At 68.9% G+C, this 15,083-nt stretch carries 19 protein-coding genes; 10 read left to right on the top strand and 9 right to left on the bottom strand.

From position 1 onward, the window contains the following. Positions 1–2: 2 nt before the first annotated feature. Positions 3–704 carry a hypothetical protein gene (locus O1R50_RS11055; protein ID WP_270110082.1) on the bottom strand — a complete coding sequence of 234 codons (702 nt, stop codon included), beginning with the start codon at positions 702–704 and terminating at the stop codon, positions 3–5. Between the two features lie 285 nt (positions 705–989). Here O1R50_RS11055 and O1R50_RS11050 point away from each other — a divergent pair, with 285 nt between their 5' ends. Continuing rightward, positions 990–2,129, top strand: coding sequence for a glycosyltransferase (locus O1R50_RS11050; protein ID WP_270110081.1), 1,140 nt, complete (start codon positions 990–992; stop codon positions 2,127–2,129). Here O1R50_RS11050 and O1R50_RS11045 read toward each other — a convergent pair. The 3 genes from O1R50_RS11045 to O1R50_RS11035 all read right to left on the bottom strand — a co-directional run bounded on the left by O1R50_RS11045 (position 2,059) and on the right by O1R50_RS11035 (position 3,575). Then, positions 2,059–2,574 carry a hypothetical protein gene (locus O1R50_RS11045; protein ID WP_270110080.1) on the bottom strand — a complete coding sequence of 172 codons (516 nt, stop codon included), beginning with the start codon at positions 2,572–2,574 and terminating at the stop codon, positions 2,059–2,061. The two genes, O1R50_RS11050 and O1R50_RS11045, sit on opposite strands and share 71 nt — an antisense overlap. Before the next feature lie 81 nt (positions 2,575–2,655). Further along, positions 2,656–3,213 (bottom strand): hypothetical protein, encoded by a 558-nt coding sequence (locus tag O1R50_RS11040; RefSeq protein ID WP_270110079.1) that lies wholly within the window; start codon positions 3,211–3,213, stop codon positions 2,656–2,658. After that, on the bottom strand, positions 3,210–3,575 hold the full coding sequence (locus tag O1R50_RS11035; RefSeq protein WP_270110078.1) for a cation:proton antiporter: 366 nt from the start codon (positions 3,573–3,575) through the stop codon (positions 3,210–3,212). Before O1R50_RS11035 ends, O1R50_RS11040 begins: the two co-directional genes overlap by 4 nt. A 116-nt stretch (positions 3,576–3,691) precedes the next feature. Here O1R50_RS11035 and trhA point away from each other — a divergent pair, with 116 nt between their 5' ends. The 3 genes from trhA to O1R50_RS11020 all read left to right on the top strand — a co-directional run bounded on the left by trhA (position 3,692) and on the right by O1R50_RS11020 (position 5,362). After that, positions 3,692–4,345 (top strand): PAQR family membrane homeostasis protein TrhA, encoded by a 654-nt coding sequence (gene trhA, locus O1R50_RS11030; RefSeq protein WP_270110077.1) that lies wholly within the window; start codon positions 3,692–3,694, stop codon positions 4,343–4,345. Positions 4,346–4,427: 82 nt separating this feature from the next. Next, complete coding sequence (locus O1R50_RS11025; protein ID WP_270110076.1) at positions 4,428–4,814, top strand: DnaJ family domain-containing protein; 387 nt, start codon at positions 4,428–4,430, stop codon at positions 4,812–4,814. Between the two features lie 110 nt (positions 4,815–4,924). Next, positions 4,925–5,362: a DoxX family protein gene (locus O1R50_RS11020; RefSeq protein ID WP_270110075.1), complete on the top strand. Its 438-nt coding sequence runs from the start codon at positions 4,925–4,927 to the stop codon at positions 5,360–5,362. 68 nt (positions 5,363–5,430) lie between these two features. Here O1R50_RS11020 and O1R50_RS11015 read toward each other — a convergent pair whose 3' ends face one another. Continuing rightward, positions 5,431–6,177 (bottom strand): SAM-dependent methyltransferase, encoded by a 747-nt coding sequence (locus O1R50_RS11015; RefSeq protein ID WP_270110074.1) that lies wholly within the window; start codon positions 6,175–6,177, stop codon positions 5,431–5,433. Positions 6,178–6,246: 69 nt separating this feature from the next. Here O1R50_RS11015 and O1R50_RS11010 point away from each other — a divergent pair, with 69 nt between their 5' ends. Continuing rightward, entirely contained in the window at positions 6,247–6,825 is a 579-nt protein-coding gene (locus tag O1R50_RS11010) for a DinB family protein (RefSeq protein WP_270110073.1), read from the top strand. A 78-nt stretch (positions 6,826–6,903) separates the two neighbouring features. Here O1R50_RS11010 and O1R50_RS11005 read toward each other — a convergent pair whose 3' ends face one another. Then, the gene (locus tag O1R50_RS11005) at positions 6,904–8,013 is read right to left on the bottom strand and encodes a coiled-coil domain-containing protein (RefSeq protein ID WP_270110072.1); all 1,110 of its coding nucleotides are present in this window, start codon (positions 8,011–8,013) and stop codon (positions 6,904–6,906) included. A 421-nt stretch (positions 8,014–8,434) separates the two neighbouring features. On the opposite strand from O1R50_RS11005, the gene O1R50_RS11000 reads away from it, so the two are divergent. The 5 genes from O1R50_RS11000 to O1R50_RS10980 all read left to right on the top strand — a co-directional run bounded on the left by O1R50_RS11000 (position 8,435) and on the right by O1R50_RS10980 (position 12,701). Further along, positions 8,435–9,076, top strand: a complete 642-nt coding sequence (locus O1R50_RS11000; RefSeq protein WP_270110071.1) for a hypothetical protein — start codon at positions 8,435–8,437, stop codon at positions 9,074–9,076. Positions 9,077–9,551: 475 nt separating this feature from the next. Beyond that, the gene (locus tag O1R50_RS10995) at positions 9,552–10,136 is read left to right on the top strand and encodes a transposase (RefSeq protein WP_270110070.1); all 585 of its coding nucleotides are present in this window, start codon (positions 9,552–9,554) and stop codon (positions 10,134–10,136) included. Positions 10,137–10,477: 341 nt separating this feature from the next. Next, the gene (locus O1R50_RS10990) at positions 10,478–11,083 is read left to right on the top strand and encodes an NUDIX domain-containing protein (protein ID WP_408612671.1); all 606 of its coding nucleotides are present in this window, start codon (positions 10,478–10,480) and stop codon (positions 11,081–11,083) included. A 219-nt stretch (positions 11,084–11,302) separates the two neighbouring features. Then, the gene (locus O1R50_RS10985) at positions 11,303–12,139 is read left to right on the top strand and encodes a class I SAM-dependent methyltransferase (RefSeq protein ID WP_270110068.1); all 837 of its coding nucleotides are present in this window, start codon (positions 11,303–11,305) and stop codon (positions 12,137–12,139) included. Between the two features lie 157 nt (positions 12,140–12,296). Beyond that, positions 12,297–12,701, top strand: a complete 405-nt coding sequence (locus tag O1R50_RS10980) for a VOC family protein (RefSeq protein ID WP_270110067.1) — start codon at positions 12,297–12,299, stop codon at positions 12,699–12,701. A gap of 106 nt (positions 12,702–12,807) precedes the next feature. On the opposite strand, the gene O1R50_RS10975 is transcribed toward O1R50_RS10980, so the two are convergent. The 3 genes from O1R50_RS10975 to O1R50_RS10965 are packed head-to-tail and all read right to left on the bottom strand — an operon-like array spanning position 12,808 to position 15,073. Next, positions 12,808–13,797 (bottom strand): ABC transporter permease, encoded by a 990-nt coding sequence (locus O1R50_RS10975; protein WP_270110066.1) that lies wholly within the window; start codon positions 13,795–13,797, stop codon positions 12,808–12,810. Then, a complete protein-coding gene (locus O1R50_RS10970; protein ID WP_270110065.1) occupies positions 13,794–14,687 on the bottom strand; it encodes an ABC transporter ATP-binding protein in 894 nt (297 codons plus the stop codon). Before O1R50_RS10970 ends, O1R50_RS10975 begins: the two co-directional genes overlap by 4 nt. Further along, positions 14,684–15,073 (bottom strand): GntR family transcriptional regulator, encoded by a 390-nt coding sequence (locus O1R50_RS10965; RefSeq protein ID WP_270110064.1) that lies wholly within the window; start codon positions 15,071–15,073, stop codon positions 14,684–14,686. Before O1R50_RS10965 ends, O1R50_RS10970 begins: the two co-directional genes overlap by 4 nt. Positions 15,074–15,083: the final 10 nt, after the last annotated feature.

Below are 15,083 nucleotides of genomic sequence, written 5' to 3'. Positions count from 1 at the left end.
CGCTACTTCAGCTCGGCGAGGCGCGCCTCGGCCTCCTCGAGCTGGCGGCGCAGCCGCGACGCCTCCTCGGCGGCCTCGGAGCGGATCTTCTCGACCACCTCGTCGACGACCTCGGCCACCTCATCGGAACCCGACGCCTGGCACATCGCCAGCGCGTTCGAGTGCGCGACCTTGGCGCCCTTGACGACCGTGCGGGCGCCGCGGGAGGCCGCGACCGACCACTCCCCGTCCTCATAGGTCAACGTGATCGAAAGCTCAGGGTGCTTCGCGGCCGCGGCGCGCGGCCGGGCGGCCTTCTTCTTCGGGGCCGCCGCAGGCTCGGCGGCGGCCATCTGAGACACCTCAGGTGCGGTCACGGGTTTCCTCTCACTCACAGCTGGTTTGGGTTTCGGCGCGGGCTCCTCGGGCAGCAGTCCCGGGCCCGAAGGCGCGACCGGCGCGGCCGGCTCGCTCGAGCGCTGGCGCGGCGCGCGCCGCGCACCCTCGCCGGGCGCGGGCAGGCGCAGTTCAACGGCGGAGAACGACAGCTCGTCGGACCCGAATGCGACATGGACGAAGTCGTCCACCCCGCCCGGATCGAGGGCGACGACCTTCCCGGTGCGCCCGGCGACCTGCCCGGCAGCGTCGGTGAACACCACCTTCGGCTTCTTTCCTTGCGCCAGCACCGCTTCGAGATGAGCGATGTCGGCACTCGACAGTGACATCGGGGGCTCCTTCACAAGGTTGCGGCGGGCACCGCCGCAGTGAACGGCACCCGCAGGGCCGGCCCAGGGCCGACCGGTTGCTGCATCCTCCAATACCTACCCTCCGGGTACGACACCACCCCGCATCGAAGTCGCCCACGCCCGCCCCGGCCCCCACACCGCCACCGCCCCACCGCGACCCGCCCCCCACACCCGAACCCGCCCGGCCCGGAATATCGGCTGCGGTTCAGACCCGGGCCATGTCGGGTTCCCCCACCCGCCCACCTGGGCACTTACGCTCCGACCATGAGAGTCGCACTGGTCACCGAGTCATTCCCTCCCCAGGTCAACGGCGTCGCCCGCTCCGTGGCCCGGGCCGCCGCCCACCTGGCCGCCCGCGGGATCGAACCGGTCGTCATCGCCCCCGCACCCGGACCCGGCCCCCGGCCCGTCTTCGACTGGCCAGTCGTCCACGTCCCCTCCATCCAGCTCCCCGCCTACAAGCACTTCCGCGCCGGACTCGCCACCCGCGCCCTCGACGACGCCCTCGACGCCCACCGCCCCGACGTCGTCCACCTCGCCAGCCCCTTCGGCTACACCGCCCGCGCCGCCGCCTGGGCCGAACGCCGCGGCGTCCCCACCGTCGCCGTCTGGCAGACCGACCTGCCCGCCTATACCCGCGCCTACCACCTCACCGCCTTCGAACAACTCGTATGGCACCGCCTGCGCTCCATCCACTCCCGCGCCCGCGTCAACCTCGCCCTCTCCGAATGCACCGCCAAAGCCCTTGCCGCCCAAGGCATCGGCGGCCTCGCCGTCCTCCCGCACGGCGTCGACACCGACCGCTTCCACCCCCGCTACCGCGACCAGGCCCTCCACGACGCCCTCACCCCCGACCGGGAACTCCTCGTCGGCTACGTCGGCCGCCTCGCCCGCGAAAAACAACTCCACTGGCTCACCGACCTCGCCGCCACCCCCGGCATCCGCCTCGTCATCGCCGGCGAAGGCCCCCGCCGCCGCGCCCTGGAACGCCTCCTCCCGCACGCCACCTTCCTCGGCGCCCTCCACGGCACCGACCTCTCCCGCCTCTACGCCTCCCTCGACCTGTTCGTCCACACCGGACCCTTCGAGACGTTCGGGCAGACCATCCAGGAAGCCCACGCCTCCGGCGTCCCCGTCGTCGCCGTCGACGCCGGCGGCGCCGCCGAACTCGTCGACCCCGGCGTCGACGGCACCCACTTCCCGCCCGGCGACGCCCCCGCGCTGGCCGCCACCGTCCAGGCCCTCGCCGAACGCCGCGACCTCCTCGCCCAATGGGGCGAACGAGGCCGCCTCAAAGTCCAGGTCCGCACCTGGGAAGCCGAAGGCGACGCGCTCATCGGCCACTACGAGCGGGCACTCGCGCTGGGGCCGGCACGCGCGCGCCTCGCCGTCCCCACGGCTTGACGTACGACAGGACCACCGCCCCCAGATACACCGACGACGACACGATCGGCGCCGCCAGGATCTGGTTGTCCAGCACCTGCAGACGATCCGGGTCAAGCGAGGCCGCCGTCGCGGCCAGCCCCGGCCGCAGCGAGAACACCGTGAGCGCGAACGTGATCGCCGTCGCCACCAGCTTCACCAGCACCCACGTGTACGCGATCGTCCACTTCGTGCCGAGCATGAGCACCACCCCCGACACCAGCGCCGCCGCCCCCAACGGCACCGCGAGCGCCCCCGCCAGCGCCGACATCGCCGTCCCGGCCGCATACTGCCCGGCCGCATCCCCGGCCCCCGTCGCCCGCACACCGAGGACCAGCAGACACAGACTCAGCCCCAGCCAGGCGACCGACGAGACCACATGGACGATGACGAGCGCCCGATACGCGCCCCTGCGAAGCTTGAACATGCCACCACCATCGCCGCCCACGCCGCGAGCCCGCATCGGCACACGAACGTATTCGCGCCTACGCCCCAGCGCTGACCCCCGCTAGATCGCCTCCGCCGTGACCGCGCTCGTATCCATCCGCGCCCACCGCAACCCGATGAGCGGGAACAGCAGCACCGACAGCATCGCCGCCGCGATCGACTCCTCCACCAAGCCCCGCTCCGCCGCCGTCGACGCCGCCACGACCACGATCAGCAGCCCCGTCGCCGCAAACGCCGCCAAGAACACCGGAATCAGCACCAACGCCAGCGCCGACCCCAGCAACTCGTCCAGATCGAACGTCACCCCCGCATAGACGAAGAACACCGGCACCACCGCACCGAACCCGATCCCGTCCAGCTTCGAGTGCACCAGAGCCTCCTCCCGCTCGTCCAACGCCGACAGCAGCGCATGCATGCACCCCGGCCGCGAACGCCCCCAACGCGATGTCCACCCCGGATGACGCCCCTCCGAATACAGCAACGCCAGCAACGCGAACTCGCCCACCGCCCCCACCGCCATCAGATGCGGCCCCACCGGCCCCGCCAGCAGACCCGAACCCCGCGCGATCGGCAGGATCGTCCCCAACGCCGTCGAACACAACCCGATCGCCGCGATCATGACCGCGGCCCCCGCACCCGCGACCGCCAACCCGCCCGCCGCCAAAGCGAACGACAACCCCCACCCCACCGACGCCAGCGTGATCGGCCGCCTCCGCACCGCCCGGACATCGATCTCAAACCCCGCCAGGAAGAACAGCTCGCCAACCCCAACTGCGACACCGTCTCGAACAGCAGATGCGCCTGCACCAACCCCAGCAGATGCGGCCCGACGAGGATCCCCAGCACGATCTCCACCACCACGCTCGGCGACCGCACCCACCGCTCCAACTGGTCCACCAGCAACGGCGCCACCACCGCCGCCACCGCCACCGCCAGCACCAGCAACTGCACCGACACGCCAGCGCCCCACACCTCGCCCACGGCCGGAGCCTAACGGCCCCACCAGCCAAGAGACCCCCGATCGGGGCTTAACCCCACCCCCGATCGGGGGAGCAGCAGCACTACCGGCAAGTAACCAACAGCGATACCGTCGACCCATGGCACTGGCGATCACCGACACCAAACCCCACCTCCGCGGCTGGATCCACCTCGCCGCCTTCCCCACCGCGATCATCGCCGGACTCATCCTCATCGCCACCACCCCCACCCTCACCGGCCGCCTCGCCACCGCCGTCTACATCGCCACCTCCGCCGCCCTCTTCGGCATCTCCGCCCTCTACCACCGCACCAACCTCTCCGAACGCGCCACCACCCGCCTCAAACGCCTCGACCACGCCAACATCTACCTCATCATCGCCGGCACCTACACACCCATCGCCGCACTCGCCCTCGACGGCACCGCCCGCACCGCACTCCTCACCGCCATCTGGACCGGCGCCCTCGCCGGCGTCGCCTTCCGCACCCTCTGGCTCAGCGCCCCGCGCTGGCTCTCCACGGCCCTCTACATCGCCCTGGGCTGGGCAGCCGTCTTCGTCATGCCCCAGCTCCTCGCAGGCGCCGGCACCACCGCCACCGCCCTGATCATCACCGGCGGCGTGCTCTACACCGCCGGCGGCGTCATCTACGCCCTCAAGCGACCCAACCCCTCCGTGCAGTGGTTCGGCTTCCACGAGGTCTTCCACGCCTTCACCGTCGCCGCTTACGCCGCCCAGTTCACGGCCGTCGCGCTGGTGATCCACGCCGCCCATTGACGGCTCGCCGCCGTGCCGCTCCCAGGTTTCGCCGCTGAGGCGGCCGCATCGCTACCATTGAGCCCCTAGCGAGGAGGCTGCGATGAGCGACAGGCAGGCGCGCGGTGTCGACCGCCAGATCCAAGAGGCCGAGGGCCGCGGCGAGTTCAAGAACCTCCCCGGGGCCGGAAAACCCCTGCCGGGCATCGGGCAGCCGCTGCGCGAGGACTGGTGGCTCCACCAGCAGGCCACCCGCGAGAACATCGGGCTCGACGCCCTCCCGCCCGCACTCAAACTCGCCCGCGAAATCGAAGCGCTCCCTGCGACCCTCGACGCGCTGGGCGACGACGCCGCCGTGCGCGCAGCGGTCGAAGCGCTGAACGTGCGCATCAGGAAAGCCCTCATCGGCCCGATCGAGGGCCCGCCGCTGCGGTTCGGCCTGCGCGACGTCGACGCCGAGGTGCGCGCCTGGCGCGAACGGCGCTCCTGAGGCCGAGCCCACACCACCAACACTTGACAGTGTCAAGATCCCTGCTGCATCATGAACTTGACACTGTCAAGAAGCGTGCACTGGTGCGCTCCCCAGAAAGGCCCGCCCCCATGGTCCCCATCATCACCCTCACCGCCGCCACCCTCCTCGCACGCCTCACCGGACTCCTCGGCGTCGACGCCCTCGACTGGCAGACCTCCCTGCGCATCGGCCTCGCCGCCATGTTCCTCATCACCGGCATCGTCCACTTCGTCCCCGCATTCCGCGACGACATGATCCGCATGATCCCCGAACGCCTCCCGCAACCCGCCGCGCTGGTCGCCCTCACCGGCGTCCTCGAACTGGCCGGCGCCGCCGGACTCCTCATCCCCGCCACCGCGCCCGCCGCCGCGATCTGCCTGGCGCTCCTGCTGGCCGCGATGTTCCCCGCGAACGTCTCGGCTGCCCGCCGCGGCATCCCGCTCGCCGGGAAACCCGCCACGCCGCTGGGCATCCGCACCGCCGAGCAGATCCTCTTCATCGGCCTCGCCGTCCTCGCCGCCCTCTGAGGGCACGGCGGGGGACCGGACACGCCGAAGGCCCCGAACCGCATCGGTTCGGGGCCTTCGGCATACGCCTATGCGACCGGTCGGCCCAGCGTCAGGTAAGCGAACCCGAGGAGCCTCCGGTGCCCGCGCAGCCACCAGTCCCGGTGCGCGTCGGCCTGCTCGCGGATCTCGGCAGCCCTCGAGTGACCGGGATTGGCCAGCAGCCAGGACTCCTTGTCCGCCAGGAACTGCGACTCGAAGTCGTCCCATTCGGACTGCTCGACCGACTCGACCCTCAGCGGGCGGAACCCGGTCGCGACCGCCTCGTCCACGAGGCGGGGGAGCAGCACGAATTCCTCAGCTGTCGTACCAGGCCACATCGGCTCCAGCTCGGACTCGGTCGGGACCCGGTTCCAGACCCCGTCGCCGAACAGCAGCCGCCCACCGGGCTTCACGAGCGGATACAACGCGCGCAGCGCTTCCGCGCCCGTGCCGAACGCATGCGCCGCACCGATGCAGACCACCAGGTCGGCCGGGGTCTCCCAGTCCTTGCCCTGGTATTCGACGAACTCGACCCGGTCGGCGATGCCCTTGGCCGCCGCACCAGCACGGCCGCGCTCCAGCAGTTCCAGGTCCGAGTCGATCCCGTACGCCTGCGCGCCCGGCACCTTCGCGGTGACGCGCTGCAGCAGCTCGCCCCATCCGCACCCGATGTCGACGATCAGCTGCGGCGCGGCAGCCGCGCACTCCTCGACCTGCCGGTCGAGACGCCAAGCGGCGATGGGGGAGTTGCAGTCCAGAAAGCCGTATCGAGACGGCCCGTCATGAGAAGTCATCGGACGCCACGGTAACAACACCGGCCCCAGCCCCGCAATCCGATTGCCCGCGATGGGACACTCGCACCCATGACCGACCTCAAAACCCACCTGAGCCGCTACCTCCAGTCCGGCCGCGACGCCGTCCTCTGGAAACTCGAAGGCTTGGGGGAGTACGACATCCGCCGCCCCCTCACCCCCACCGGCACCAACCTCCTGGGCCTCGTCAAGCACCTCGCCAGCACTGAAGTCGGCTACTTCGGCGACACCTTCGCCCGCCCCTTCCCCGAAACCCTGCCCTGGCTGGACGACGACGATCCCCAGGCCGACCTCTGGGCCACCCCCGACGAGAGCCGCGACTACGTCACCGACCTCTACCGCCGCGTCTGGGACCACGCCGACGCCACCATCCGCGAGCTCGACCTCGACGCCCAAGGCAACGTCCCCTGGTGGCCCACCGACCGCGCCACCGTCACCCTCGGCCAGATCCTCACCCACATGATCGCCGAAACCCACCGCCACGCCGGACACGCCGACATCGTCCGCGAAGGCATCGACGGCGCCGCCGGCATGCGCCAAGGCAACGACAACCTCTGGGTCGAAGAGCAGTCCCGAACCGCATACTTCGACCTCGTCGAACAGAACGCCCGCAAAGCCGCCGGCATCTAGCGGCACCGGGCCCCGGCAGCACCGGGGCCCGACCCTCCAAAACAGACAAACCACGCGGCATCGCGCGGGGGAGTAGGACTACTTCCCGCCGCCCTCCCGCTCCGCCAACCGCGCCTCCGCAGCCAGGGCCCGCTCCCGCCACGACTCCACCGCCGCCCGCGCCTCGACACCAGCGGCCTCCGCCGCCTCCACTCGCGACACCGACACCCGCGCATCAGCCACCGCGTCGGCGAGTTCACCCCGGACCCGATCCAGATCCCCACCGAGCTCGCTCGCCCGCGCGGCCGCCTGCTCCGCGTCCCGCCGCGCCACCGCCACCTCCGCCACCAGCGACTCCACCCGCGACCGCTCCGCGTCCCGCTCACCAATGAACCCCAGCGCCCGCGCCTCGGCTCGCTCCAGCGCCGCCTCACCGGCCCGCAGCGCCTCCGCAGCCTCCACGGCCACCTGATCCGCCCGCGCCCGCGCCGCCTCCGCCTCACCCCGCGCCGCGACCGCCACCCGCTCGGCCTCCTCACGAGCCGCCACCGCAGCCTCCCGCTCGGACACCGCCGCCGCACGCGCCTCCTCAGCAGCCCGCGCCAGCGCCTCAGCCTCCTTCCGACCCGCCACGGCGGCAACGGCCTCCGCAACCGCCCCGGCAGTCTCCTCACGAGCCGCCTCCGCCGCGCGCACGGCCTCCACCCGCGCCGCCACCGCCTCCTTCGCCCGAACCTCCGCCGCCTCCAATGCGCCGGCGGCCCGCTCAACCTCGCCCTGCGCAGCCTCGAGCTCCTCACGCAGCGCCGCCGCCCGCGAGGCCACCTCGTCCCGCTCCGCTCGCGCCGCCGCCACGGTCGAGGCCGCATCCGACCGCACCTCCGCCAGCCGCGCCTCGACCTCGGCCGGATCGGTCTCCGCCCGCAGCGCCTCAGCCAGCGGCGCCAGCGCCGACGCCATCGACTGCTCGATCTGCTCGTACAGCTCCTCGGCCCTCGCCAGAGCGCCTTCGAGCCCGGGCGTGGACCGGCGCAGCTCGCGCTGGCGTTTGGCCTGGGCGGCGCAGTCGCCTTCGGCGCAATACAGGCGCGGTCGTCCGCGCCCGGGCTGCTGCGGGATCGGCGTCCCGCACCGCTTGCACAGCGTCGCGCCCTTGGCGGCCGTCCGGGTCGTCGGGACAGGGCCGGTGGTCGTACCTGGTTTCGTCATGCACACAACCTACCATTATTAATTTCCGTTTTTAATATTTAAATAATGGAAAAACAGGCGTGTCCCATCACGGCATATAACTCACGAGAAGTGCCGTTCCCGCAAGTAATGATGATCAGGGGCCTGACACGGCCTCCAGCGAATGTCTAGTCCGAGTTGACCCTGTTGAGCGACATCGGATGACGGCGAACGCTGACATGGATCGTCAGGCTCGCAGCAGGGAGCGAGCGCACGACGGCGACCGGCAGCGCTGACATCAGATGTCGGTTCCCGCTGACAAGTCGATGTCGTTCAACAGCTCAGCTGCCGGCCCGGGCTGGTGATGTCGCTGTTCCGGTAGTCGGAGTTGCCGCGTTGGCCTGCGGGCCGCTGCACGTTCGTTTACGGTCGGCGAGGAATCGATCGTCGAGAAGGGACCATCATGCGCAAAATCGTCACCACCGCCGCCGCGACCGGAGTGCTCCTGCTGGCCGCAGTAGGCGCCGCAAACGCCGCACCCCTGCCGGGCACGGACCTGCCCGCACCAGCGGACCTGTTCAAAGCCCGAATCCCGATCGTGATGGACAACGGGGCCATCACCGTCGAGGGGAGCGACTACCAGTTGGGTGAGCTGACCGGGTCGCTTGACATGCTCGCCGTCCCCTGCACCGCGCCCCTGGCGACCGACAAGGCGCTCGACCTAGACAGCTCGGCGTGCGCCGAAGGCGCCGACGGGGCCCTCGCCTGGGGACAGGCGGACCTGCACCTGGCCACACCGCCCGCCGCCGAAGCCGGCGACTACGGGCACGTGCGCCTCCACCTCCACCAGACCGAGGAAGGCGGCTTCGACCTCCGCATCGAGACCGAGACCTCCCCGACCGACGAAGCCCTGGTCCTGGTCAACCGTGACCCGGTCGACCTCGAAGCGAAAGACCTCGGGCGCTTCGGGAGCGAAGGCGGCCACAGCGTCCATGCCAGTGCCCCGGTGTACACCGAGGGAACCACCGAGCAGAACAACCCCTACGGGGACTTCGGCGGCGATCCCACCAAAGATGTCAACGACGAGCCAACCTACTTCGGGTGAGCTGTTGAGCGACATCGGGATGACAGCGAACGCCGTCTCGCAGCAGGGAGCGGGCGCACGACGGCGACCGGCAGCGCTGACATCAGATGTCGGTTCCCGCTGACAAGTCGATGTCGTTCAACAGGGGTCGTGCATCGTTCGGACCTAGCTTTCATCCCAAGCCGGTGAGCTGTGCTGCTTCACCGGCGCTCGGTGGCGGTACGCCCGACCTCACCAGAAAAGGCGTTGAGCAGCTGGTCGATCTGACTGGGGCGCAACGGCTCAAACCGGAGACAGGCGACCGGTGCGACGTTTCCCTCTTGGCGGGAGCAGCGGAACCACCCGGGCCTGTGGTGGTCGGCGACGCTGGGGCGCCATGTCGGCTACGAGTCCTGGCTCGAACGCGATCACGCGATTCGCTTGGACTTCGATCCCAAGGTGATCGCGTATGCGCCGCAGCCGTTCTGGCCTGCGACATCGGGGAAGACGCGGCGTCATGGCTGCGGTCGACCTTGTCGAGGCGATCGGTCCCGTGGCGGGGAGGGTTGGCCGTCCGCGTCGTCGGCCGGATGCGATCTTGGCCGATGGCGGCTACGACTCCGCGGCTTTTCGTGACTGGCTGCGCTCCAAACGAATCGAGCCGATCATTCCGCAGCGCGGTCGCAAGAAGATCATCGGCCTGGGCAAGATCCGCTGGGTTGTCGAACAGGCCATTGCCCACCTCCACCAGTTCAAACGCCTCGCCGTCCGCTGGGACCGCCACCTGTCCATGCATCAGGGATTCACCAAACTCGCCGCTGTCTCATCTGCTGGCGGCGCCTTGCGCCAGTGGTCTGAGCCGGACGCTCGGCCCCCGATCGTGCCACCGTTCGCCCAACCAGCCAACGATGTGGTCCCGCCACCGCGCCACCTTCCGATCGAGCCGGCTTCCCGTGTTCAGCTCGGTGACCAGCATGGCTGCGACGACGATGGCAAAGACGGCGGCGAAGAACCACGAACCTTATCTGCCGCTCGGGTAAGCACCGATGTGCTCCATCACCAAACCCACCGGACCATCTCGCCTCATGGGTCACAACCCTAACTACGCCTCCCGTAACAGTCTCGGACCCAGTTGATCACGAGATGCATTGGTGCAACAAGGATCTGGTGCGACCATCTCCTCACTGTCCTCCTTCCAAGCCTCCGTGATATCACCATCGATGACGTAATCGGGGTGGCTCGACGTGTTGGCATCCAGGTAGCCATGACCCTGAGGGAAGTCGTATGTCCCGGCTGCGGATCTGCTCGGAGCGGGTGCACCCGCGCTATCGGCGGCGCCTTCCTGTTGTCCCGATGGCGGGTCGGCCGATGAAACTGCGGCCATCACACATTCAAACTCTGAGATTCGAGAAGGGCGCGAGACCGCCGGAGGCGGGTGGCATCATGTCCCACGTGACAATCGTCGATGCGTCCTCAACGCCAGATCGAACCAGCCGCGCTCGACTTTCAGACCTCCTCCAGGGCATCAGACCCTGGGACGATCTGGAGCAGCGCCACATCTCCACTGCTCAAGCATGGATTGCAAGCGGCGCACCGCTCTATCGCACCGTGAAGCCGGCGACGCCACCGATGCATCTGGTCAGCTACTTCGTCGTACTCGATGAGGCTCGGGCGCAGGTGATGCTGGTCGAACATCGCAAAGCCGGTCTCTGGCTGCCAACGGGCGGGCATGTCGAACCCGGCGAATCTCCCTGGGAAACCGTCCAACGAGAATGCCAGGAAGAACTCGACATCACGGCCGTCCCCTCCGCAGTCTTCGGCGAACAACCGCTCTTCCTGACCGTCACGGACACTCGCGGCCCCGGCCAGCACACCGACGTTTCGCTTTGGCACCTCATCCGCTCGACCCCTGAGACCATCACATGGTTCAGCGAAGAGGAGTTCTCCAGCATCAAGTGGCTGGCGCTAACGCAAGTGCTCGACGAACCGATCGAGATCCTCGATCCGCATCTGCACCGTTTCACCGCCAAACTCGCCGACGCTCTCTAGCGACTGGCAACGTTCCTGGCTTCCCTTACTGGCACTGGGTGATGGTCGAAGCCCCCGTCTCCGCGACCTGCGACCGAGTCTTCGATCGGTGACAGAACGGGATATCCGTGAGACGGCAAAAGGCTTGCTGCCCAACAACACCTCCACTAGGTTCCGCAGGAGACCCGGGACGTCGTCGTTGGGGCGGAATTGAACCGGGATCATCGGACTGGAGTGACCATGGCGGACGAAGCGTTCCTCTCCCGCAGCTACGACGCGTTCGCGCAGGTTGAGGAGGAATACAAGGAGCTACTGGATCAGAGCCTCAGCCCCCGAGGTCCCAGCATGTTCTACGAGACCGCGGAGCGGCTCGGACTCGAACCCGGCGCAGACGTTCTCGATGTCGGATGCGGCGAAGGTCGGCACACTCTTGAACTGGCTCAACGCTTTGGCTGGCGGATTCGTGGCATCGACCCGGTTCAACGCCACATCGATATTGCCCGGAAGGACCTTGCCGACCGCGCTCAGACCCAACCAGAACTGGAAGACGCCGTGTCCTTTGACCTAGGGAGAGCCGAGGCGCTTCCTGTCTCCGACGCCTCGATGAGCTTGATCTGGTGTCGCGACGTATTGGTACACGTCGACGCCCTTCCCACAGCATTCGCCGAATTTCGCCGGGCATTGGTCCCTGGAGGCCGGGCGTTGGTCTATCAGATGTTCTGCACCGACAGGCTGGAGCCGGGAGAGGCGGCTTGGCTGCTGCCGACGATGGGATGCGTCGAGCAGAACATGCGGCCGGACTACGCAGAGGCCGCGATGCACGCTGCCGGGTTGCAGATCGATGAGTGCCACGTTCTCGGAACCGAATGGGGCCAATACGGCGAGGAGCATTCGGGCAAAGGCAGCAGGAACCTGCTTCACGCCGCCCGGCTCTTGAGCGACCCAGACCGCTACATCCAGCGGTTCGGCGACGACAACTATCAGATTGCCCTCGGTGACTGCCTCTGGCACATCTATCGGCTCATCGGCAAACTCAGCGATCGCGTCTACGTACTCTCGTGTCCTATCGGGTCTTGAGCCTGTGATGTTCCGCAGCCAGGAAGTCGCCTTGTTCCAGCTGGTCAAACGCGCCGCGTCCTGATCCCCCGCGCATGCCGGAATCGGCGAATCGCGGTCCCGCGTCGGCCCCGCTTGCGAGTATGGCGGTAGACCGCTACGACGAAGGGAGCCCGCAATGGGTTCGATCCTCAATCCGTACGTCCAGTTCGACGGGAACGCACGGGAGGCCATGGAGTTCTACCAGAGCGTGCTCGGCGGCGAGTTGAAGGTGATGACCTTCGGCGAGTCCGGCATGCCCGGCCCGGGGTCCGACAAGGTCATGCACGCCTCGCTCAACTCGGAGGCGGGCTACATGATCATGGCCTCGGACATGCCTCCGGGCATGGAGCACAAGCCGGGCCAGAACATCTCGATCAGCATCTCCGGCGACGATGCCGACCGCCTCCGCGGCTACTGGGAGGGCCTCGGCGAGGGCGCCACGGTGACCATGCCCCTCGAGAAGCAGATGTGGGGCGACGAGTTCGGTGCGCTGGTCGACCGGTTCGGCATCAACTGGATGGTCGACATCACCGACCAGTGACGCCGATGAAACGTCAGCGGGTGTCCGGCCCTAGGGCCGGACACCCGCCTCCTCCTTCATTACTTGCGGGAATCTCGCCAGGTCGGTGTGGTTCGGCTGCGGCGGCTCACGAGAGTCCGCGCGGGATCCGCCAGAACGCGACCCCGGCCAGGACGGCCGCCAGCCCGGCGGCGACGCCGAACTCGATCCACTGGAAGTCCCAGTAGCGGTCGGCGGGCTGGTAGGTCACGTCGAACGTGGCATCCAGCGCGATCAAGCAGTCGTCCGGGGTGCCGCCCTGGGCTTCGCAGGTCTTGAGGTCCGCCTCCGTGAACTCGGTGCCGTCGCCTTTGTAGACGACGATGTAGTCGGAGACCACCCACGCGCCGGGGATCTGGTACTCCTGGATGCCGGCGCCCTGCGGGCCGATGCCGAAGGAGTCGATATGGCCCACGGTGTTCGCGTCGTCCCAGCCGATGGTCTCGGTGACGGGCTCGGCGAACTGCGGTCGGAGCACGTTCGCCATGAGCAGCTGGAAGACGACGAACACGAGCAGCGTCACCGCCATCGCCACGAGCGTCTTGCGGGCCAGCACGCCGACCACGAGGCCGAGGGTGAACGCCAGCAGGGCGTACCCGAACGGGGCGAGGTCCCTGGCGGCGAACGTCAACGGCTCGAACCGGCTGTCGACGACCTTGTCGAACGGCCCTGCGGCCCAGGTCAACAGCAAGCTGAGCGCGCCGGTGAACAGGACGCTCACTCCCCCGACGATCACGAGTTTCACCGCGAGCCAGCGGGTGCGGGTGACCGACTGGTTCCACACGAGGCGGTGGGTGCCGGTCTCGAGTTCGCGCGTGATGAGGGGCGCGGCCCAGAACGCGCCGATGAGGGCCGGTGCGGCGAGCAGGAAGAGTCCGATGAGGAGCAGGCCGGACCCGAACTGGTCGGCGAGGGTGTGCACGGCGTCGTCGCAGCCGGTGGTGCAGTCGGTGATGTTGAGGCGGTAGGCGTCGCGGATGTCGGCGCCGAGGTACAGCAGGTAGGCGGCGGCAGCGGCGATGATGCCGGCGGACCACAGGGTCTGGGCGCGCATTTGGCGCCAGGTCAGCCAGATCATGCGCGGGTCTCCTCGAGGGTGGGGGCGGTGAGGCCCTCGGCGCGGTGGAGGTAGGTGAGGACCATGTCCTCGAGTCCGATCGTGTCGGCGCCGGGGTGCTCGAACGGGCGGCCGGTGGTGTTGTGGACGATGAGGGTGGTCTGGCGATCGGTGTGGTCGGCGGCGATGACCTGGACGCCGTCGGGCAGGGCGTCGAGGGTGCCGCGGGGCCCGACGAGGCGGTGGTGCGCGGCGGTGAGGTCGTCGATGTCGCCGGCTACCTGGACGCGGGATTCGGCGAGGACGACGAGGTGGTCGCAGACGCGTTCGACGTCGCCGATGAGGTGGGAGGAGAGGATCACGGAGACGTCGAGTTCGGCGACGAACTCCATGAGGTTCTGCAGGAACGCGCGCCGCGCGAGGGGGTCCAGGGCGGCGACCGGTTCGTCGAAGATGAGCAGCTTGGGGCGTTTGGCGGCGGCGATGGTGAGTGCGAGCTGGGCTTTCTGTCCGCCGGAGAGGCGCCCGGCCTTCCTGCCGAGGTCGAGGCCGAGCTGCCTGACGCGGCCGTCGGCGAACGCGGCGTCCCAGGTCGGGTTGAGGTGCTCCCCCAGCTTCAGGTGGTCGCCGACGGTGAGGCCCGCGTAGACGGGCGTGTCCTGGGCGACGAAGCCGACGTCGGCGAGCTGCGCGGCGTCGGCGGCGGGGGTGCGGCCGAGGACCTCGATGCGGCCGCTGGTGGGGCGGATGAGACCGGCGGCGAGGGCCAGGAGCGTGGATTTGCCGGCGCCGTTGGGGCCGACGAGGCCGACGATGCGTCCGGCGGGGATGTCGAGTGTCGCTTCGGCCAGCGCGGTGTGTCTGCCGTAGCGCTTGGTGAGTGCGTTGGTGCTCAGGACTGGGGTGTTCATGGGGTTGCCTGCGGTGCCTTTCTGATGGTGGTGTCGAAGAGGGCTTGGATGGCCTCGTCGTCGAGTCCGGCGCCTCGGGCGCTGGCGATCCATTGCTGGAGTGCGGTTTTGAGTTCGGCGTGCGCGTCGAGGCTGGCGTCGGCGAGGGTGGCGGTGACGAAGGTGCCGCGTCCCGGTCGCGGTGCGACGAGGCCTTGGCGTTCGAGTTCGCGGTAGGCCTTGAGGACGGTGTTGGGGTTGATGGCGATCTTGGCGACGACTTGTTTGACCGTGGGCAGCTGGTCCCCCACGTCGAGCATCCCGAGTCGGAGGGCTTGCTGGACCTGGTGGACGAGTTGCATGTACGGGGCCACGCCTGAGCGCGGTTCGAGGTGGAAGTCGATCACGAAGTTTCTC

This window comes from Glycomyces luteolus (assembly GCF_027622875.1).
Taxonomy (GTDB): domain Bacteria; phylum Actinomycetota; class Actinomycetes; order Mycobacteriales; family Micromonosporaceae; genus Glycomyces; species Glycomyces luteolus.
The sequence above is the reverse complement of the archived record's forward strand: the minus strand, read 5'-3'. Positions and strand labels throughout refer to the sequence as shown.